Source organism: Nitrosospira sp. Nsp13, assembly GCF_900101945.1.
GTDB lineage: Bacteria > Pseudomonadota > Gammaproteobacteria > Burkholderiales > Nitrosomonadaceae > Nitrosospira > Nitrosospira multiformis_D.
The window spans coordinates 167749-188749 of sequence record NZ_FMVD01000005.1 but is presented as its reverse complement, the minus strand read 5'-3'; the positions used below and the strand labels follow the sequence as shown (position 1 = coordinate 188749).

Below are 21001 nucleotides of genomic sequence, written 5' to 3'. Positions count from 1 at the left end.
GTAGTTTGTAGCAGGCATTGTTCTTTAAAAATTTACAGCCGATAGGTGTGGGCACTTGACCAGGACACCCGGAATTATTTTGTCTTTCGAGGCGAAATACCGGGTAGCTTAAGAGTCGAAGTGCTCGCACGATGTAAGTAGGTTCCGGGGGCTATCTCGATAGAAACCGGAATCGCAGTAACACGTCAAGCGAGAGTTTTACCAGTATTAAACTGAAGAGTTTGATCCTGGCTCAGATTGAACGCTGGCGGCATGCTTTACACATGCAAGTCGAACGGCAGCACGGGGGCAACCCTGGTGGCGAGTGGCGAACGGGTGAGTAATGCATCGGAACGTATCCTTAAGTGGGGGATAACGCATCGAAAGATGCGCTAATACCGCATAATCTCTGAGGAGAAAAGCAGGGGATCGCAAGACCTTGCGCTTTTGGAGCGGCCGATGTCTGATTAGCTAGTTGGTGAGGTAAAGGCTTACCAAGGCTTCGATCAGTAGCTGGTCTGAGAGGACGACCAGCCACACTGGGACTGAGACACGGCCCAGACTCCTACGGGAGGCAGCAGTGGGGAATTTTGGACAATGGGGGAAACCCTGATCCAGCCATGCCGCGTGAGTGAAGAAGGCCTTCGGGTTGTAAAGCTCTTTCAGCCGGAACGAAAAGGTTACGGTTAATACCCGTGACTAATGACGGTACCGGAAGAAGAAGCACCGGCTAACTACGTGCCAGCAGCCGCGGTAATACGTAGGGTGCGAGCGTTAATCGGAATTACTGGGCGTAAAGCGTGCGCAGGCGGTTTTGTAAGTCAGATGTGAAATCCCCGGGCTCAACCTGGGAACTGCGTTTGAAACTACAAGGCTAGAGTGTGGCAGAGGGGGGTGGAATTCCACGTGTAGCAGTGAAATGCGTAGAGATGTGGAGGAACACCGATGGCGAAGGCAGCCCCCTGGGTTAACACTGACGCTCAGGCACGAAAGCGTGGGGAGCAAACAGGATTAGATACCCTGGTAGTCCACGCCCTAAACGATGTCAACTAGTTGTCGGGTCTTAACGGACTTGGTAACGTAGCTAACGCGTGAAGTTGACCGCCTGGGGAGTACGGTCGCAAGATTAAAACTCAAAGGAATTGACGGGGACCCGCACAAGCGGTGGATTATGTGGATTAATTCGATGCAACGCGAAAAACCTTACCTACCCTTGACATGTACCGAAGCCCGCCGAGAGGTGAGTGTGCCCGAAAGGGAACGGTAACACAGGTGCTGCATGGCTGTCGTCAGCTCGTGTCGTGAGATGTTGGGTTAAGTCCCGCAACGAGCGCAACCCTTGTCATTAATTGCCATCATTCAGTTGGGCACTTTAATGAAACTGCCGGTGACAAACCGGAGGAAGGTGGGGATGACGTCAAGTCCTCATGGCCCTTATGGGTAGGGCTTCACACGTAATACAATGGCGCGTACAGAGGGTTGCCAACCCGCGAGGGGGAGCTAATCTCAGAAAGCGCGTCGTAGTCCGGATCGGAGTCTGCAACTCGACTCCGTGAAGTCGGAATCGCTAGTAATCGCGGATCAGCATGTCGCGGTGAATACGTTCCCGGGTCTTGTACACACCGCCCGTCACACCATGGGAGTGGGTTTCACCAGAAGCAGGTAGTCTAACCGCAAGGAGGGCGCTTGCCACGGTGAGATTCATGACTGGGGTGAAGTCGTAACAAGGTAGCCGTAGGGGAACCTGCGGCTGGATCACCTCCTTTCTAGAGAAAATTCCTGATCGAGTGTCCACAACCTATCGGTTGTTCTATAAAGCAGAGCTGGGGGCTCAGGCGTAGGGCTGGAAAAACGAGAAGCCCCGGCCCTTTTTTTGAGCTCTGTTCAGGGTCTGTAGCTCAGTTGGTTAGAGCACACGCTTGATAAGCGTGGGGTCGGTGGTTCAAATCCACCCAGACCCACCAGCTAACGGGGGTGTAGCTCAGATGGGAGAGCACCTGCTTTGCAAGCAGGGGGTCATCGGTTCGATCCCGTTCACCTCCACCAATTCTGCGATTAAGAATGACGCATCTTTAGAAAATAGAAGTAAACGAAAGCGTTTACTTCTGGTTTTTAACCAGCGGCTGTATTTTGGGAATAACGGAAAGAAGTTGTGAGGTGCTCTGCACCAATTTTTGCTTCTTTATTCTGTTTTCCCTGCGTTCTTTAACAATTTGGAAGAAGTAAAACATTTCGTATTCAGCGAATGCGTGGCTTTTTTTGGCTCCGCGTTTGGGGATGCGAAATAATGGGTTAGATTGTATCGACGCATTGTATTTTTAGTCGGATGCAGTGCGAGCAAACACCTGTAACCAAATTGGTTTGGAATAGGGATTCAGAGTTGGACCGGCTTTTTGACCGGACTCAGTTCTGATTTTTGGTTCCCGAGCCCTTAAGGTTATAGGATCAAGCGAATAAGTGCATGTGGTGGATGCCTTGGCGATTACAGGCGATGAAGGGCGTGGAAGCCTGCGAAAAGCTCCGGGGAGCTGGCAAACGAGCATTGATCCGGAGATGTCCGAATGGGGAAACCCGGCCCGCAAGGGTCAACCTTGACTGAATACATAGGTCAAGCGTGGCGAACCTGGCGAACTGAAACATCTAAGTAGCCAGAGGAAAAGAAATCAACCGAGATTCCCAAAGTAGTGGCGAGCGAAATGGGAACAGCCTCCAATTTTTAGCACTTGAACTAGCCGAGCCGTCTGGAAAGTCGGGCCATAGTGGGTGATAGCCCCGTAGGCGAAAGTTTGAGTGTGGAACTAGGATTGGGACAAGTAGGGCGGGACACGAGAAATCCTGTCTGAATATGGGGGGACCATCCTCCAAGGCTAAATACTCGTAATCGACCGATAGTGAACCAGTACCGTGAGGGAAAGGCGAAAAGAACCCCGGGAGGGGAGTGAAATAGACCCTGAAACCGCATGCATACAAACAGTGGGAGCGGACTTGTTCCGTGACTGCGTACCTTTTGTATAATGGGTCAGCGACTTACATTCAGTAGCAAGCTTAACCGAATAGGGGAAGCGCAGCGAAAGCGAGTCTTAATAGGGCGTTTAGTTGCTGGGTGTAGACCCGAAACCAGATGATCTACTCATGGCCAGGATGAAGCGGGGGTAACACCTCGTGGAGGTCCGAACCCACTAATGTTGAAAAATTAGGGGATGAGCTGTGGGTAGGGGTGAAAGGCTAAACAAATCTGGAAATAGCTGGTTCTCTCCGAAAACTATTTAGGTAGTGCCTCACGTATCACCTTCGGGGGTAGAGCACTGTTATGGCTAGGGGGCCGTTTAGGCCTACCAACCCATGGCAAACTCCGAATACCGAAGAGTGCGAGCGTGGGAGACAGACATCGGGTGCTAACGTCCGGTGTCGAAAGGGAAACAACCCAGACCCTCAGCTAAGGTCCCAAAGACACAGTTAAGTGGCAAACGAAGTGGGAAGGCTAAAACAGTCAGGAGGTTGGCTTAGAAGCAGCCATCCTTTAAAGAAAGCGTAATAGCTCACTGATCGAGTCGTCCTGCGCGGAAGATGTAACGGGGCTCAAACTGTGCACCGAAGCTAGGGATTTACACGCAAGTGTAGATGGTAGGAGAGCGTTCCGTAAGCCTGCGAAGGTGGCTTGAGAAGGCTGCTGGAGGTATCGGAAGTGCGAATGCTGACATGAGTAGCGATAAAGGGAGTGAAAGGCTCCCTCGCCGTAAGCCCAAGGTTTCCTGCGCAACGTTCATCGGCGCAGGGTGAGTCGGCCCCTAAGGTGAGGCAGAAATGCGTAGCTGATGGGAAACTGGTCAATATTCCAGTACCTTTGTTCAATGCGATGTGGGGACGGAGAAGGTTAACTCGGCCGGGTGTTGGATGTCCCGGTTCAAGCGTGTAGACGTGCTGCTCAGGCAAATCCGGGCGGCTTAGTTGAGGCGTGATAACGCAACGTCCTTCGGGACGCCAAGTGAGTGATACCCTGCTTCCAGGAAAAGCCACTAAGCTTCAGTTGAATGAAGACCGTACCGCAAACCGACACAGGTGGGCGGGATGAAAATTCCAAGGCGCTTGAGAGAACTCAGGAGAAGGAACTCGGCAAATTAACACCGTAACTTCGGGATAAGGTGTGCCCCCGGTACGTGTAGCGCCTCGCGCGTGAAGCGGAAGGGGGTTGCAAAGAAATGGTGGCTGCGACTGTTTAATAAAAACACAGCACTCTGCAAACACGAAAGTGGACGTATAGAGTGTGACGCCTGCCCGGTGCCGGAAGGTTAATTGATGGGGTGCAAGCTCTTGATCGAAGCCCCGGTAAACGGCGGCCGTAACTATAACGGTCCTAAGGTAGCGAAATTCCTTGTCGGGTAAGTTCCGACCTGCACGAATGGCGTAACGATGGCCACACTGTCTCCTCCTGAGACTCAGCGAAGTTGAAATGTTTGTGAAGATGCAATCTCCCCGCGGCTAGACGGAAAGACCCCGTGCACCTTTACTGTAGCTTTACATTGGACTTTGACAATATCTGTGTAGGATAGGTGGGAGGCGTTGAAGTGGACTCGCTAGAGTTCATGGAGCCGACGTTGAAATACCACCCTGATGTTGTTGAGGTTCTAACCTAGGTCCATTATCTGGATCGGGGACCGTGTATGGTAGGCAGTTTGACTGGGGCGGTCTCCTCCCAAAGTGTAACGGAGGAGTACGAAGGTACGCTAGGTACGGTCGGAAATCGTGCTGATAGTGCAATGGCAAAAGCGTGCTTGACTGCGAGACTGACAAGTCGAGCAGATGCGAAAGCAGGTCATAGTGATCCGGTGGTTCTGTATGGAAGGGCCATCGCTCAACGGATAAAAGGTACGCCGGGGATAACAGGCTGATTCCTCCCAAGAGTTCATATCGACGGGGGAGTTTGGCACCTCGATGTCGGCTCATCACATCCTGGGGCTGTAGCCGGTCCCAAGGGTATGGCTGTTCGCCATTTAAAGTGGTACGTGAGCTGGGTTTAAAACGTCGTGAGACAGTTTGGTCCCTATCTGCCGTGGGCGTTGGAAGTTTGAGTGGACCTGCTCCTAGTACGAGAGGACCGGAGTGGACGCACCTCTGGTGTACCGGTTATGACGCCAGTCGTATCGCCGGGTAGCTAAGTGCGGAAGAGATAACCGCTGAAAGCATCTAAGCGGGAAACTCGCCTCAAGATGAGACTTCCCGGGGGTTAAACCTCCCTAAAGGTTCGTCGAAGACCACGACGTTGATAGGTCGGGTGTGGAAGCGCAGTAATGTGTTAAGCTAACCGATACTAATTGACCGTGAGGCTTGATCCTATAACCTTAAGTAGTAAGATATAAGGCATAAGGCGTGGAAAGTGGAGTGCAAGGGTGCAAGTCGACCCCGCAATTCCCTCAGATGCCGAATGAGGTGTTTGCCCGGATACAATCTTCCCAATTTACTTCTTCCAGAACGTGGCTCGCGATAAGACAACCAGGATCCATTGGTGTCCCGCTTGCCATGATTAAAGTTACGCTTGGCGGTCATAGCGCTTTGGACCCACCCCTTCCCATCCCGAACAGGGCCGTGAAACGAAGTCGCGCCGATGATAGTGTGCATTCGCATGCGAAAGTAGGTCACTGCCAGGCACCTATAAATAAAAAAGCCCCAGCTCTTACGAGTTGGGGCTTTTTTATTGTATAAACGCACGAATGAAATCAAAGCGGAAGCAGGTATTTGAGTATGGCGAACTCCCTTACTTAAGTCCGTCCTGTAGCGGCTCATCACAAAGGCGAGGTCGATACATAAAAAGTCTTGCGGAGCATCGTGCCAAACTGAAAAATAAGTGGTCAGCCGCCGGATTCGGGTTCAATGCACCTGATTAGGGAACAGATCAAAACGAGAGGGCTTAATAAAAACCTGATCGCCTCGCACCAGCTGCAATTCACGAAAGCGCTCTTTTGTGATTTCGACCTGGATCAGTTCCTGTTCTGCGCTGTCGTCGCGAGTCAATTCAAGACGGACCACCGGGCCAACCGAAAGAATATGAAATACGTGCGCCGCAAGCGCCCCACCATCGTGAATCACCCGATCGACATGGATATCGTGAGGGCGCACATAAGCAACAGCGGGTAGCTCCTCGGCTTCGGCGTGTTCAGGCGCGTCGACTTCAATTTCGCCTATCCGGGCGCGTCCATGGTGCAACCGGCCATGGAACAGATTCACCTTGCCGAGAAACTCATAGACGAAGGGACTCGCGGGCTGCTCATACACTTCATCCGGCGTGCCGATTTGCTCAATGCGGCCTTCATTCATCACCACTACGCGGTCTGCCACCTCCAGTGCTTCTTCCTGATCATGGGTAACGAACACGCTGGTAATATGCATTTCGTCATGAAGCCTGCGCAACCAGGAACGCAGTTCTTTGCGCACCTTGGCATCAAGGGCTCCAAAAGGTTCGTCCAGCAGTAGCACCTTTGGTTCCACCGCCAGTGCCCGTGCCAGGGCAACGCGCTGACGCTGGCCCCCGGAAAGTTGATGTGGATGCCGGTCAGCTAACCAGTCCAACTGTACCAGCTTAAGCAAATTGTGTACGCGGTCGCGAATATCCGCGTCCGAGGGACGTACACTCTTTGCTCGTACACGCAATCCAAATGCAACATTCTCGAAAATTGTCATATTGCGGAACAGCGCGTAGTGCTGGAATACAAAACCCACCTGCCGATCGCGTACATGTTGCTTGGTCGTGTCCTCCCCCTGAAACAATACCTGGCCGGTATCCGCTACTTCCAGCCCTGCGATCACGCGCAGCAGGGTGGTTTTTCCGGAACCCGAGGGGCCAAGCAGTGCCAGCAATTCACCCGAATGCACTTCCAGGCTGACATCCCGCAGCGCGGCGAAAGTTCCGAACTGTTTGGAAAGACCGCGTATTTCAATGCTCATTGACATTCTCCTGATGCTGCTTATTTCTGGATTCAACGAATGTTTTCAGCGCGAGCGTCACCAATGCAAGCAATGCCAGAAGCGACGCTACGGCAAATGCAGCCGCAAAATTATATTCGTTATAAAGGATCTCGACGTGAAGCGGCAGGGTGTTGGTACTGCCGCGAATGTGGCCGGAAACTACCGATACCGCGCCAAATTCGCCCATCGCCCGCGCATTGCAAAGAATGGTACCGTATAAAAGACCCCACTTGATGTTCGGAAGCGTGACGCGGAAAAAGATCTGCCAGCCATTGGCGCCCAGCACCACCGCAGCCTCTTCTTCCTCGGTACCCTGTGCCTGCATCAGTGGAATCAATTCACGGGCGATAAATGGAACCGTCACAAAAATCGTGGCCAGCACAATGCCGGGTACCGCGAATATGATCTTGATATCATTCTCCGCCAGCCACGGTCCAAGCCAACCCTGCAAGCCGAAAATAAGCACGTAAATCAACCCTGAGACCACGGGAGACACCGAGAACGGCAAGTCAATCAGGGTGATTAACAGACTCTTGCCACGGAACTCGAACTTGGCTACAGCCCAAGCCGCGGCTATGCCGAATATCAGATTGACCGGTACGGCGATCGCCGCGACAGTCAGGGTAAGCTTGATTGCCGACAGCGCATCGGGTTCGGTGATGGCCGCCAGGTAGACATCTGTGCCCTTCTTCAGCGCTTCGTAAAAAACAGAGATCAGGGGTATAAAGAGGAACAGCGTCAAAAACGCCAGCGCGAGTCCGATCAAAGTTCTACGCACCCAGACGGGCTCATCGGTGGCCGCCCTGCGACGTATCCCGGCAGGTACCGGAAGAGCGACAGTGGTCATTGATAGATCCTCATGTGGCGATGCTCTGGCGGCGGCTCCACCATTGCAGCAGGTTAATGATCAGCAGCATCACAAACGAAATGACCAGCATGACCACCGCCAGGGCTGTAGCGCCCGCATAATCATACTGTTCAAGCTTGGTGATGATCAGAAGTGGCGTAATCTCGGAAACCATGGGCATATTGCCGGCAATGAAAATAACCGATCCATATTCGCCGATTGCGCGTGCAAGCGCCAGCGCAAAACCCGTCATCAACGCCGGAAAGAGCGTGGGAAAAATCACCCGCGAAAACGTCTGGAACCGATTCGCACCCAGCGTTGCCGCAGCTTCCTCCAATTCCGATTCGATATCTTCGAGTACCGGTTGCACCGTGCGCACCACGAACGGCAAACCGATAAAAGTCAATGCGATAAAAATGCCGATCGGCGTGAAAGCGATTTTGATGCCGAGCGGCTCAAAAAATTGACCGATCCAGCCATTCCCGGCGTAAAGCGCAGTCAGCGCAATGCCAGCCACCGCCGTTGGCAACGCAAACGGAAGATCCACCAGCGCGTCCACCAACTTCTTGCCCGGAAAGCGATAGCGTACCAGTACCCACGCAACCAGAAGGCCGAATACGGCATTGACCAGTGCGGCCGCAAATGAAGCACCGAAGGTCAACCGGTAGGAGGCCACTACACGTGGCGTCGTCACCGCGGTCCAGAATTCCGGCCATGTAAGCGCGGACGTACGGATAAACGCCGCCGACAGCGGGATCAGCACGATAAGGCTCAGATAAAGAAGGGTAAACCCGAGCGCCAGATTAAAGCCCGGCAAAACGCTATGTTGCTTGAACGTACTCAACTCAAAGCTCCTGTCGATCCAGTTTTACCATCATGCGCTTCTCACTCGCGTGCCCCATGGCTCCCACCCGCCACGACACGTGGCCGGCTTACTTCAATCATACGGGCCGGTTCCCCGAGAAAACGGCCCTGCAATAAATGAGCACCTGCGCGAATCGCGGCTGTCATCTGCTGGCTGGTCTCGATATCTCGTACTAGCAGAGAGGCCCCAAACCGATGAACGGTATCCAGCAGCGAATCCGAGCCGTTGGATTGCAACAGATCAGAGGCATCCTGCCGGACGATATCCGGATACAGGCTTCCAAGTTCGACCATCCAGCTGTCACTTGCACCACTGTGATTTGCCGCGATCCGATAGCCGCGTGAACGATAGTTGCCGATCACGTGCCTGAGCAGCCGCCAGTTGCGATTCACCTCGGACGGGATTTCAATAATGACGCGAGAGGTAGCCACTCCGATGAGATCGAGGACCTCTGCGAACGCGCGGCCATGATCGTCCTTGACGCTTTCCAGCAGGCGCGGCTGCACGCTGACAAAAAGATCGCCCGGCCCGGAAGCAGCGCTAAAGTAATTGATTGCATGCACCGTGCGGCACAAGCGATCAAGATTGACCAGTAGCGTATCCTCCGTCGCCAGCGCAAAAATGCCCCACGGCGACAATACATTAGTATTGTCCGTCTCGGAACGAATATAAGCGGCATGCCCAATAATATGCCGGGTATTTGCATTGACTACCGGCTGAAAGACGCTTGACAAACGATTACTGGAGAAATGCCCGATTATCCAGCCATCTTCCGAGGGCTGCAGCAGATAATCGGTAGTCGCCTGAACCCGCCTCAGTTCATCATGCGCATTCCTTGTTTTCATACCGGTGCTTTTTCCTTTTTTCGGGCATTAAGATAACCGAAGCTGACAGGCAGATCCATTGTCCAACGATGAGTATTAGGGATAGGATAGCGTCGCCGCCGCGACAGGGAATCTCGCTGAGTTCTATACTTTCCAGCTTCCTGCGCAACGCATGCGTTGAGTTTCTGCAAAACACCAGGGGTACGCCACTTTTATTTGCCTGCTGCTTCAAAGCATTGGATACGCTGTGGCTGACATAATCGTACAGTATCACCACCAGTCTGGCGCTGCCGGGGATTGTACGCTTGGTAATTCTCGACTGTCTGCCATCCCAGTGTTCGACATCAGTCAGGCCATGTGCGAGGAGTTCCCGCTTCAAGGTTTGTATGTAGTCTCCACCCACGATCAATGCAGTCATGCTGACTCCTGAATTATATGATGATGCCCTGGCGCCGAAGGCTGCTATTTCTGATAAATCTGATCAAACGTTCCGCCATCCGAAAAATGAACCTTGTGTGCATTTTTCCAGCCGCCAAACGCATCATCGATCTTGAACAGCTTGATGGCAGGAAACTGGCTGGCATACTTTGCGGCAATCTTGGTGTCGGTAGGGCGGTAGAAATTTTTTGCGGCGATCTCTTGGCCTGCCTCCGAGTATAAATACTGTAGATAGGCTTCAGCGAGATCGCGTGTGCCCTTCTTGTCCACCACTTTGTCTATTATCGCGACTGGTGGTTCCGCAAGTATGCTGAGTGACGGCACCACGATTTCAAACTTGCCGGAACCGTACTCCTTGATCGCAAGGAATGCTTCGTTCTCCCAGGAAATGAAGACGTCACCGACACCACGCTCGACGAAAGTCGTTGTTGAACCGCGTGCGCCGGAATCAAGTACCGGAACATTCTTGTAGATATCGGCAACAAATTCTTTTGCTCTAGCCTCACCAAAGTTTCGCTTGCCAAATTCCCACGCAGCCAGATAATTCCATTGCGCGCCCCCGGAGGTTTTCGGATTGGGTGTAATCACAGCCACACCGGGTCTGGCCAGATCGTTCCAGTCCTTAATCCCCTTAGGGTTACCTTTGCGCACCAAAAAAATGATGGTCGAGGTATAAGGCGTGCTGTTGCGCAAAAATCGTTTCTGCCAGTCTTCCGGTAGCAGTTTGGCCTTTTCCGCGATGGCGTTGATGTCGTTGGCCAAGGCGAGGGTTACCACATCTGCCTCAAGACCGTCGATCACGGAACGCGCCTGTTTGCCAGAACCGCCGTGGGATTGCTTGACGGTCACTTTTTCGTTAGTCTTGGCCTGCCACTGTTTTATGAATGATTCATTGAACTCCTGGTAAAGTTCACGCGTTGGATCATAGGAAACATTAAGCAAAGTCCGGTCCGCAACAGCGTGGCCATTGATTAACAAACTTGATAGTAAGGCCGATGTCACCCATGTTTTGATTTTCATTTTTCCCCTGATGTAATGATTAAATGAACCTAGTCAGCTCGATCAAAAAGCGCTGACTACTACTTCAACGTAAAGAAAATTAGAGCTGCCCGGACTTCTGCCAAGTGCCGCTATTTGCCGGTTACGCGTGAAGTTTCCGCTGACGAAGTGCGAATAGCCGACAGTGGTGTCGATATTGGCCGTAAGTTTATAACGCGCACGGATATCAAACGCATGTCCGATGAAATCGCCGCTTCTCCCGGTTGGATCACGATTGAAACCTGGATTCCGAATTGCGCTGTTATTGCCATCGAGCAAGTTATTAAAGCGGTCAGTGCTGCTCGCGAGCCAGAACCAGTTATATCCACCGTCTATGCGCAAGTCTTTTGCCGGCTGAAACTCGAGCTTGATTTTAGGTGCTTTGATATTTTCAAAAACAATGTAGTCGTCCGCCGACCAAGGCCGCGCGAAACCAAAAAAGCGTTCAAACCGGTTATTCACGTTGTCATTGGGATGGCGATCGCCGCTGGCGTAGCCATAAAAGACACTGATGCGCGGTTTCCAGTCGTGTTTGAAGGTATAACCCGCCTCAAGCGTATAACCGTGTGCCTCATGCCGCTCTGCACCGTTTCTGCCGAATTGATAGATCAGGTTGAAATCATAATCCAGGTTGGTATTGCCTATCTTCCCATAGCCCCGCAGGGCAGGCGCGTAGATCTCGCGGTCGACTTGCCCTGGCATCTTGCTGCCGTCCTGTATGAGGCCCATATAATATGGCTGGAGCGTGATAATGTCCGACCACTTGCGCCAGTGACCAATAGCCCCGTAAAACCACTGATTTTCGATGCGTTGATCAAAAGTAGTCAAGAACCGTTTAACAGGTTGATAGGCCCATAAATCCACTTCCCAGTCGTTGACCTCCCGGCCCAGGTTGATGCGAAAGCCCTCGAAAGTATTGGTGGTGTTGCGCCATTCGTTACGCCCGATCAAACGCCGGTCAAGAGCCTCATAGGCCATACGGCCTATCCGGAACCTGATGGGGCGGTCCTGGTTCCGATCGTCCTGACCCAGCGCTTGCTTGAAATACAGTTCACCATACCCCTGGATCAGTTCGTGCTCATTAAAATCACGGTCGTCATGCGGGAACTTGCCGTTGTAACGCCGGGAATCCTGAAATTCGATCGCGCCGCGAAATGGGTCCAGAAGTTCCCTTATTCCGACATATGCCCGTGAGCGTAGTAAAAAAGGCTGGTCAAGCGTGAGGTCGGTGCGTCGTATATCGTTACTCCGGAACTCATATCGGGTGCGGTGATCCAGACCAACATCCAGCCAGGTAATATCCTTGAAGGCCTCGATCCCGGTTTTGCTCAAGGTCTTCACATATCTGGGTGGATCGGACTCCGGTTGTGTGGAATAACTGCTGGAAGGTTGAAAATAGCTCGTGGATTTTTTGCTGGCTTCCGGTTTGACCGCAAGGGGGGTAGCGGGGTTATCCAATGCGGCAGGGTTAGCCGATGGCGGTATCGCCCATTTGTAATTATTGTCTGATAATTTTATCGACCAATTATCTGAATCAAATATCCCGGCCTGAGCCAATTGCTGCGCCGCTTGCTGGGTTGCCACCCGGGATTCTCCCATTGGCTGGTTGTTTTCCCTCGCCTGAATCGAGCTTACGGGTAATGTGCTGATCGCCGATGCAAGCGCGATTTGCCAATAGTAGTACTTCACTGCTCTCTCCATAGTTTTTATCTGGCTGCTGCCCCGAATAATGAGAAGGCACCGCCGGGGTGGCAGGTGCCTTTTAATTAAAGTGCAGGATTATCGACAGAACAGAAGTTACCAGTCCCTCCTTATATGAGGAACTAATAAGATTAGATTTGTTTATCTCTTTTTCTCATATAGGGAGTTTAGGCAGCTGATTCTTGCGAAATGGGCAAAGTCACGCATCCACGAAATGTTTAAAAGGCGCTCATCAACACTTCAACGTAGAAGAAATCGGTGTTGCCTGAGCGCTGTGCGATGTGGTCAGGCTGCGCCGCTATCCTGTTTTTTACGAAATCACCTGCAGTGAAATGAGTATAGCCAATCACGGTGTTAATCCGCGACGTGAGCTGATAGCGCAAGCGCAATTCCACCGCGCTTCCAACATAATCGCCACTTCTTCCGGTTTTATCCCGATTGAAACCGGGATCCTTGACGACACTGATGTTGCCGTCGAAGGAGTCGAAAAGACGATCTGTGCTACTGGCCAGCCAGAACCAGCTATAGCCGGCTTCTAATCCCAGCTTTTGGGTCGGCTGAAGGTCAAACCTGATTTTGGGAGCCTTGATATTCTCATAAATAACGTAATGATCCGCTGACCAGGGGCGCGCAAAACCAAAGAAACGGTCGAAACGATTATTCACATTGTCATTGGGATTCCGGTCACCGGTAGCATAACCATAGAAAGCACTCACACGTGGTTTCCAAGGGTAATTGAAGTTCTTCCCTACTTCGGTAGTGTAGCCATACGCGTCCTGCTGCTGGGTACCATTAGTACCGAACTGATAGCTGAAGTTGATATCGTAATCCAGCAAATTTCCAATCTTGCCATAGCCACGCAGCGATGGCATGTGAATTTCCCGATCGAGCTGGTTTGTTGCTGTATGGCCATTGGGGTCAGCCGTTTGCAGCTGGCCCATGTAGTAGGGTTGCAACGTGATGATGTCGGACCACTTGCGCCAGTGGCCAATTGCACCAAAGAACCACAGGTGATCGTTGCGCCTGTCAAATTCCGTTTGCAGGCGTTTGACTGGTTGATATCCCCACATATCGATTTCCCAGTCATTGGCTTCCCGGCCCAGATTTAGACGAAAACCTTCAAAAGTATTAGTGGTGTTGCGCCATTCGTTGCGTGCGATAAAACGCCGGTCCAGCGTTTCGTAGGCCATGCGCCCTACCCTGAATCTAAGAGGCCGGTTCTGTTTGCGATCATCTTCACCCAGCGCGTTTTTGAAATATAATTCGCCGTATGCCTGGATCAGGTCATAGGGGTTGTACTCCTGATCAGTCGTCGGAAATCTGTTATTGTAGACTCGTGAATCCTGAAATTCGACAGCGCCACGAAACGGATCAAGGATTTCTCTTATGCCTAAATAGGCGCGGGAGCGCAGAAAGAAAGGGTTGTCGAATCCGCCTTCAACCCGGCGTATATCGTTGTGACGCATTTCGTAGCGGGTACGGAACTCAAAACCAATATCCAGCCAGGTGATATCCTTGAATGCCTCAATGCCGATGTCGCTCAACCGGCGCACATATCTAGGTGGATCGGTATCGGGATTAGTGGCATAGCTGTTGGAACGCCGGTGATAGCTGGTGGGTTTTGGGGGGGATTCCGTTTTAGCCGCAGCAGATTTTTCCCACCAGTCATACTCGCGATCCGTATTCATAGCGGGTCTTGGAGGAGACGGTTCAGCAGGTCGATGCCCCGGTTTGATCGACCATTTGAAGTTTCCGTCTATTGAATCGACCGCTTTTTTATCTGCAACCAATATTCCTGCTTGACCTATCTGCTGCGCTCTTTGTTGGATCACCCCGGATTTGCCTGATGGGATGTTGAATTCCTCCGCTTGAATCGAACCCATAGGTAATACGCTGATCGCGGATGCAAACGCGATTTGACAATAGCATTTCATTGATATGTTCCAAAAGGACTCTCCCGGTATTCCGGATAGGGCGTCTGCGTCGTTTTCGCGCTTGTGCTGCGCCGATCAGCAACACCCATATAAAAATATGCTCTCTCGTAATCCTGTTTGGCTACCGCTGCGGGACAAGAAAAGGCACTGCTTGGCGACAGGCCCTTGAAATAAACCAAGGAGCTGTGACGGAATGGAAGTTACCAGTGTCGCCTTATGCAAGGAACTAATAAGATTTGATTTGTTTATCTCTTTTTCTCATATGAGGGAGTTGCGCGGAGATTCTGCAATGCGAACAACGGCGATTGTTTTTATGTGAATAATCTTTCGCGACTCTATCCCCCCTTGAATTGTCCAAAATGAATTAAGGATTCCGCTAATTATGTAAAGAAGCCCCATGAGCATCGGAGTCCGCGGCAAACCAGGCATCGCAGGCAGGTCTACATTATTGGGTGGCTGCCGTATTCGTCGTTGTTACTTCACGTGATAAAGTTGATCGAACAGGCCGCCATCGTCGAAATGCCTAATCTGGGCCGCTTTCCAACCACCGAATATCTCGCCGATGGTAAACAGATCCAGTTCTTTGAATGTCGCGTGATGGTGTGCAAGAATCACTGCATTACGGGGTCGGAAGTAATGTCTGGCGGCAAGTTCCTGGCCCTCTTCTGAATAAAGATATTCCAGGTATGCGACAGCGAGTTTGCGAGTGCCGCGTTTTTCGACCACCTTGTCCACGATGCTGATCGGGTTCTCGGCCAGAATGCTTATCGATGGGTACACCACATCGAATTTATCGTCGCCGAGTTCTTTTCGGGTCAGGAATGCCTCATTTTCAAAAGTCAGAAGGACGTCGCCGATGTTCCGCTGGACGAATGTTGTGGTAGCCGCCCGTCCTCCACCGTCCAGCACGGGCACATTCCGGAATAACTTGGCAACGAAGTCTTTCGCGCCCCGCTCGTTGCCGCCCCTCTTGATCACATATCCCCATGCAGCAAGATAGCTGTAGCGGCCGTTCCCGGAAAGCTTCGGGTTGGGAATCACCACGGACACACCAGGTTTGACCAAATCACCCCAATCATGAATGTTCTTGGGATTGCCCTTGCGAACAAGAAATACGGTAGTGGATGTATAAGGTGCGCTGTTGTGTGGGAAACGCTTCTCCCAATCTTGCGAAATCAATCCTCCTCGTTCCGCAAGCAGATCGATATCATTTGACTGATTCATGGTAATGACGTCGGCCTCCAAGCCATCCAGAACTGCTCGGGCCTGCTTGCTCGATCCACCATGAGATTGATTGACGGTCACTGTCTCTCCGGTTCTTTGCTTCCAGAACGCGGCGAAGGCCGGATTGTAATCTTTATAGAACTCGCGGGTCACGTCGTAGGAAACATTCAGCAGCGAGATTTCTCGAGATTCCGCTTGTGCTATGCTCATTAGCAGCAAGCCGGCAATCAGTGTTCGATACATGCTTCCTCCATGGTTTTGTCTGACTTAGCCTCCCGAATCAATGAGCAGTGTCGCCGGGGGGCAGGCGCCTTGAATTAAATGTCAGGGAGTGTTGAAAAAGCAGAAGTTACCAGCTCCTCTTTATATGAGGAACCAATAAAATCGGGTTTACTTATTTCTTTTTTATCATAGGCGAGGTTGCGTCCCCGATAGCGCCACCGACCAAAATTATGGACTCACGCATGAGTGTGAGGTGGATGATGATTTTCATCCCAGCCATTTTCACTCGGTAGCTGGGAATGTCGTGGCTAATTACGCAAGCAAGCCCGGCGAGCATCGGATGCGGCGTCAAAGCAGGCATGGCATGCCGGTCCGGTCAAATCCCCGCAACTTTCCCGGCATTGGGCATTTGCGATGGTGAGCTGACTTCCGCACAATGCGAAACGGTTGCCCGGCTTTGCCGGTGCGACAGGTCCGGAAGGGCCGCTGGGGTTGGGCCGCGCAGGACCTGACGGAGGCGTGCCGACATTCCCTGGCTGGGTTGCCGCGATAGTGGATAAGGCTGCTGCATTTTGCGTGTAGATAAAACGCCAATCCGTATATTCTTCGGCGTTGGTGAAATCGACAAATTCACGCGGGAACCCATCCCGCTTGAAGGGCTTAGCAGTGGATAGGCTGTGTATCCCGGTAATGCGCCCTTGTTCCCTGACCAGTCCCCATTGAACCGTTCTGGTAATCGGATCACGGTAGATTCTGCGCAAATGGTGTCGCGTTTTGACGAAACGCTTATCATCCAGCAGATCTTGCAGCGTGAGCGGATAGTGTTTGACCCCGCCAGGGGTGTTTTCATAATAGCTCCCTATGGCTTTGCGAAATTGTTCGCCGATAAACAGGAGTTCCCTTTCTTTTTCCCGCTGGGCTTCGGCATGCCAGACTTGACCGGTAGAGGCGAGAGCAATGCCGGAGATAATGATAAACATCAGTAGCCCGAGATAAGTGAATCCTTGCTGGTGCCTGGCGAATGTATGCCTACCAGTCGCCATAGCTTGATCCATCCATAGCGGCACCGGGGGCGCCACTATGCAAATCGTACACACCGCCCGGGGTATCATCCGACGGCGGAACAATAACCCAGGTTGTTGCGCTTTCCGTTACGGGATCCACCGGTATGCTGCGAATATATTTACGCTCCGCCAATTCTTCCAGCGTGTGGGGATAGCGTGCCTGATCACCATAAAACTTGTCCACCGCTTCACGCATCACGGTAAGGTTCTGCTTCAGCGCGGCTTCTTTTGCCCGATCCACCCCGCTAAAATAGCGAGGTGCAGCCACTGTCAGCAGGAGCATCAGGATGGCCAGCACCACCAGCAGTTCGATCAGCGTGAAACCTGGAAATGCGCGGCCCATGTCATCACCATTCGTTGTAGGCGATACCGTTCAGTCCGATTTCCCGGCTGAAGGAATAGACGTCGAACACGTTGTCCCCGGCTTGGGGAGAATCCTGACCACTTTCGTAGTTGCGCTTGCCCCATGTCTCCTGCGGACTGGCGCCCGTGTCAGGATTCATCGGATCGCGAGGAACCCGGCGTAAAAAGCGTACAAGTCGCTTCTTGGGATCGCGCGCATCCGGAATGCCTTGGGCAAGCATATCCAGTGACGCCGGGTAGCCGGAAGTCTCCGCCGCTTTTTCCACACGGCCTTCGTCGGCAGCCTTCTTGTAAGCATCCAGTGCTGTCCGGATGTCGCGCAACGCAGCGCGCAATTCCGCTTCCTTCATGCGCTTGACGCTTAACTGGCCGAGTGGCAGCAACGCCATGGCAAGGATGCCCACGATAGTCACCGTCACCACCAGTTCGATCAGGGTAAAGCCTTTCATGGGATATTGGCTGGAGAACGAAATGGATCGGGAGGCTGAGGTTGTCCGCCGCCTGCAGGGCTGGAACTGTCCGCAGGCGGACTGACGGCCGGTGATGGAGTCGTCGGTGTTTGCGGTTGATCCTGAATTACCTCCTGCGGTAAAGGTTGTTCGATCGGGAGAGACGGGCGTTGCGACGAATTACGTCCAGTGCCGCTTCCTCCGACACCTGGAACAACGATCTGCGGCCGGTCATTAATACTCAGTTCCGTGCCGGACCAGTATTCCGAAAGTTCTGATTCCGGACGCCGGATATTATTGATAACACGTGGCGTTATCGCCAGCACGATTTCTGTTTTGTTCTTTTTATCTTCCTGGTTGGAGAACAATCGCCCCAGCACCGGGAGATCTCCCAGCCCGGGCACCCTGTTCGCGTTTCTCCGCTCATCATCCGAAATCAGGCCTGCCAGTACCTGCGTTTCGCCATCCTTGAGGCGCAGCAGCGTATTGGCATTCCGCGTGCCGATCTGGAACACTCGGGAGCCGTTGGTTAAAACGGTGGGGACCCCCAGCGAACTCACTTCCAACCCCACCTTGATATGGACATGATTATCGAGGGCGATGCGAGGTTCCACCTCAAGTTTGAGACCCACGTCGATATACTGAACACTTTCGGAAGAGGTGCCGGTAGTGCCTGCCACATTAGTAGTTATCAGCGGGACCTTGTCCCCGACCTGTACCCTGGCTTTTTCGTTGTTGCGCACGCGGACGCGCGGATTCGCAAGTATATTGATATCACTTATGACTTTCCTGAAAGTAGCTTGTGCATTCTGATTGATGGTAAGAAATTCGAGTGGGGCCGATGCCATATTGGCCGTAATTGCACTCAAAGTAAGTCCTGCCGTACTGGTTAACGTCGTTGGCCATGTGATTCCCAGTTCCTGCAAGCGATTGCGGCTTATTTCCAGTACATCAATTTCAAGCATGACTTCTGGATCAGCCATGTCATTGGCGGCCACCAACTTCTCCGCAATGCGGATCACCTCTGGCGTATCGCGAATCACCAGCATGTTAAGACGCTCGTCTATATGAACATCCTTGCTCTTGAGCATGGTTTTAAGTAGCGCTGACACATGTTTGGCACTGGCATTGGTGAGGAAGAAGCTACGGATCATCAGATCCTGATAATCCTTGAGTTTCTGCAATGTATTGGGAAACACCAGCGCGGTGGTTTCGGATAAGGCCTTTTTCTGCAAGCCGTTGGTCGCCAGTACCATTTCTATGGCATCCTCAATGCGGGCATTGGAAACAAATACCGTCGCCTTGGCATCCTGTTTGATGTCTTTATCCAGAATAAAGTTAATCCCGGTGGTACGTGAAAGCGCCTCGAATACCATTTTGATATTGGCGTCCCGCAATTCCAGCGAAACGGGTTTGTCGAAAGGTGATTTGAGGCGGGGGGGCTCATTACGCACAAATTCCCGCTTGCGGCGAATCTCCCCCTGTAATTCAAGTGCCCCGCCATGGGATGGGGTTTCCAGCAGCACCGTTCGCAACATGGCCTGCGCCGCATCCAGATTGCCTTCATTCAACAGGTTGCGTGCAGACTCCACCCGATCGGCATGTTTACGTTCGCTCGTTATCGCATGCTGGCCTGTCAAAGCACGTGCATTAGCCGGGTCCGCGAACAACACGCGTGCAAAAAATGCCTCTGCCTCGGCAATCCGTCCTTCGCGCAACGCCCGATCAGCTTCCTGCAGCAATTCATAGACGGCCCGCTCATGCGTGACATGCACATCCCTGCGCGTGGGCATATCCTCCGGTTTTGCACGCCGCGCTGCATCCGCATTGGCTATGCGCTCCTCCGGAGTGTCGCCCGGCACGCCCTCCTTCGGCCACGGCGCAAAGGCGCAAGAGGAAATCATCAGCACCAGCACGCAGACCGCCAGACTGCGCGCCCTGAAGGTAGAATTCATCAAAAAGCTCCCTGATTACCATCTTCAGCGGGTAAGGCGGGCTTGGCGGTTTTAAGGAGCGTCTGTGGCTGCCCCAAGGGCAAGTACGTGAGATTCAAGGTAGTTGCATCTTCTGTGTCAAGGCGCCACACGTTGTCGATATTCTGGCCAGCTACAACCGAATACACTTTATTGTTCTCGGAGAGAAAAAATGTCGTCCCCTGCGGACTATCCTGCAGTTTTCCAAGATAGGAAAAAGGTGCCTCCGGTGCTACCGGCTTGGGAGGTGGCGCAGGCGCTTCAAGGGGTTTGGAGGCCACATACCAGTCGTGCGGCTTGAATAAATCCACGGATCGGCTGTCTTGTTCCTGTACAAGGCGTGTACGTCCACTCAGCACGCTCCAGTTCAATGCAGCGGAAAGTTCCTGAGATGCCGCTCCGCTTGCGGTGGCATCCGAGGTGGCGGTCCTGGAGCGATCAGGCGTTCGTTGGATTGAATGCGCAAGCTGAATCACACCTTCCTCATCCTGATCATCGACCTGAATGGCGAGCCAGCCAGTGATGATTAAGGCTGCCGCCATTGCTATCCGGCGTCTGATTAATGCTGATGTCATGTACGTTTTCTTACGAAGAACACAAAACGCAGAATGACCGCGGCCTGCCCATCCGCCACCTTTCCTCGTTCCAATGCAATGTCAGCGAGCGCCGTTGAGGGAAGCTTCTCCAGTACATCCAGAATAAGGCCATGAATCTGTGAATAAGTCCCCGTTACCGGCAGCGTGACCTCGAAGCGTCGCAAGGCTCCTCCCGCTTTCTCCACCAGCGCGTATTCCCCCTTATTCAGCTCCAGTCCTTTATCCCTGGTCAATATAAACAGCGTGTCCAATTCACCGGAAAGCTCATTCACCGTGGGAAACCTCGCCTGAAATACCGCGAGCTCCTGTGCCAGAATCTGGTCCGGCGGCAGAACCGGTACAACCGGAAGGGGTTCCAAAGGACGGGCGGCCAATTCCATGCGCAAGCTATCGATCTCGTCGCGCAGGGGAAGTATCCCGACGAACAGGACACCCAACGTAACCGCAAGGAGCGCGATCCCGATCAGTCCGGCCGGGCCGAGCCGGCGCGTCAGATACCTTATCTTCCAGGTCATCGCGTCCAT

The 21001-nt window shown here is 52.6% G+C and carries 15 protein-coding genes, 2 tRNA genes and 3 rRNA genes; 5 read left to right on the top strand and 15 right to left on the bottom strand.

Going from position 1 to position 21001, the window contains the following annotated elements; all coding sequences use genetic code 11:
• Positions 1–209 precede the first annotated feature (209 nt).
• The 5 genes from BLO43_RS08260 to rrf all read left to right on the top strand — a co-directional run bounded on the left by BLO43_RS08260 (position 210) and on the right by rrf (position 5624).
• Positions 210–1745: ribosomal RNA gene (locus tag BLO43_RS08260) — 16S ribosomal RNA — on the top strand.
• A gap of 121 nt (positions 1746–1866) precedes the next feature.
• Positions 1867–1943 (top strand) — tRNA-Ile (locus BLO43_RS08255).
• Positions 1944–1949: 6 nt separating this feature from the next.
• Positions 1950–2025 (top strand) — tRNA-Ala (locus tag BLO43_RS08250).
• Between the two features lie 397 nt (positions 2026–2422).
• Positions 2423–5312: ribosomal RNA gene (locus BLO43_RS08245) — 23S ribosomal RNA — on the top strand.
• 199 nt (positions 5313–5511) lie between these two features.
• A 5S ribosomal RNA gene (gene rrf / locus BLO43_RS08240) occupies positions 5512–5624 on the top strand.
• Together the 16S, 23S and 5S rRNA genes with 2 tRNA genes alongside form the textbook arrangement of a ribosomal RNA operon.
• A 220-nt stretch (positions 5625–5844) precedes the next feature.
• Here rrf and BLO43_RS08235 read toward each other — a convergent pair.
• The 15 genes from BLO43_RS08235 to BLO43_RS08165 form a co-directional block, all read right to left on the bottom strand.
• Complete coding sequence (locus BLO43_RS08235; RefSeq protein WP_074631061.1) at positions 5845–6918, bottom strand: sulfate/molybdate ABC transporter ATP-binding protein; 1074 nt, start codon at positions 6916–6918, stop codon at positions 5845–5847.
• Positions 6908–7786, bottom strand: coding sequence for a sulfate ABC transporter permease subunit CysW (cysW, locus tag BLO43_RS08230; RefSeq protein ID WP_090906658.1), 879 nt, complete (start codon positions 7784–7786; stop codon positions 6908–6910). The genes BLO43_RS08235 and cysW overlap by 11 nt, the downstream gene beginning before the upstream one ends.
• 10 nt (positions 7787–7796) lie before the next feature.
• Positions 7797–8630: a sulfate ABC transporter permease subunit CysT gene (cysT, locus tag BLO43_RS08225; protein ID WP_090906657.1), complete on the bottom strand. Its 834-nt coding sequence runs from the start codon at positions 8628–8630 to the stop codon at positions 7797–7799.
• 41 nt (positions 8631–8671) lie between these two features.
• Positions 8672–9496 carry an EAL domain-containing protein gene (locus tag BLO43_RS08220; protein ID WP_090906656.1) on the bottom strand — a complete coding sequence of 275 codons (825 nt, stop codon included), beginning with the start codon at positions 9494–9496 and terminating at the stop codon, positions 8672–8674.
• Complete coding sequence (locus BLO43_RS08215) at positions 9474–9893, bottom strand: DUF2325 domain-containing protein (RefSeq protein ID WP_090906655.1); 420 nt, start codon at positions 9891–9893, stop codon at positions 9474–9476. Before BLO43_RS08215 ends, BLO43_RS08220 begins: the two co-directional genes overlap by 23 nt.
• 44 nt (positions 9894–9937) lie before the next feature.
• A complete protein-coding gene (locus BLO43_RS08210) occupies positions 9938–10933 on the bottom strand; it encodes a sulfate ABC transporter substrate-binding protein (protein ID WP_090906654.1) in 996 nt (331 codons plus the stop codon).
• A gap of 42 nt (positions 10934–10975) precedes the next feature.
• A complete protein-coding gene (locus BLO43_RS08205) occupies positions 10976–12652 on the bottom strand; it encodes an alginate export family protein (protein ID WP_090906653.1) in 1677 nt (558 codons plus the stop codon).
• A gap of 218 nt (positions 12653–12870) precedes the next feature.
• Entirely contained in the window at positions 12871–14586 is a 1716-nt protein-coding gene (locus BLO43_RS08200; protein WP_090906652.1) for an alginate export family protein, read from the bottom strand.
• A gap of 474 nt (positions 14587–15060) precedes the next feature.
• Positions 15061–16053, bottom strand: coding sequence for a sulfate ABC transporter substrate-binding protein (locus BLO43_RS08195; protein ID WP_090906651.1), 993 nt, complete (start codon positions 16051–16053; stop codon positions 15061–15063).
• Between the two features lie 287 nt (positions 16054–16340).
• Positions 16341–17075, bottom strand: coding sequence for a type II secretion system protein (locus BLO43_RS16755; protein ID WP_175443898.1), 735 nt, complete (start codon positions 17073–17075; stop codon positions 16341–16343).
• Positions 17062–17439 (bottom strand): type II secretion system protein, encoded by a 378-nt coding sequence (locus BLO43_RS08185; protein WP_074631070.1) that lies wholly within the window; start codon positions 17437–17439, stop codon positions 17062–17064. The genes BLO43_RS16755 and BLO43_RS08185 overlap by 14 nt, the downstream gene beginning before the upstream one ends.
• A 4-nt stretch (positions 17440–17443) precedes the next feature.
• Positions 17444–17908: a type II secretion system protein gene (locus BLO43_RS08180; protein WP_090906650.1), complete on the bottom strand. Its 465-nt coding sequence runs from the start codon at positions 17906–17908 to the stop codon at positions 17444–17446.
• Entirely contained in the window at positions 17905–19863 is a 1959-nt protein-coding gene (locus BLO43_RS08175) for a secretin N-terminal domain-containing protein (RefSeq protein ID WP_090906649.1), read from the bottom strand. The genes BLO43_RS08180 and BLO43_RS08175 overlap by 4 nt, the downstream gene beginning before the upstream one ends.
• On the bottom strand, positions 19863–20423 hold the full coding sequence (locus BLO43_RS08170; RefSeq protein ID WP_090906648.1) for a hypothetical protein: 561 nt from the start codon (positions 20421–20423) through the stop codon (positions 19863–19865). The genes BLO43_RS08175 and BLO43_RS08170 overlap by 1 nt, the downstream gene beginning before the upstream one ends.
• Positions 20424–20452: 29 nt before the next feature.
• On the bottom strand, positions 20453–21001 hold the full coding sequence (locus tag BLO43_RS08165; RefSeq protein WP_090906647.1) for a hypothetical protein: 549 nt from the start codon (positions 20999–21001) through the stop codon (positions 20453–20455).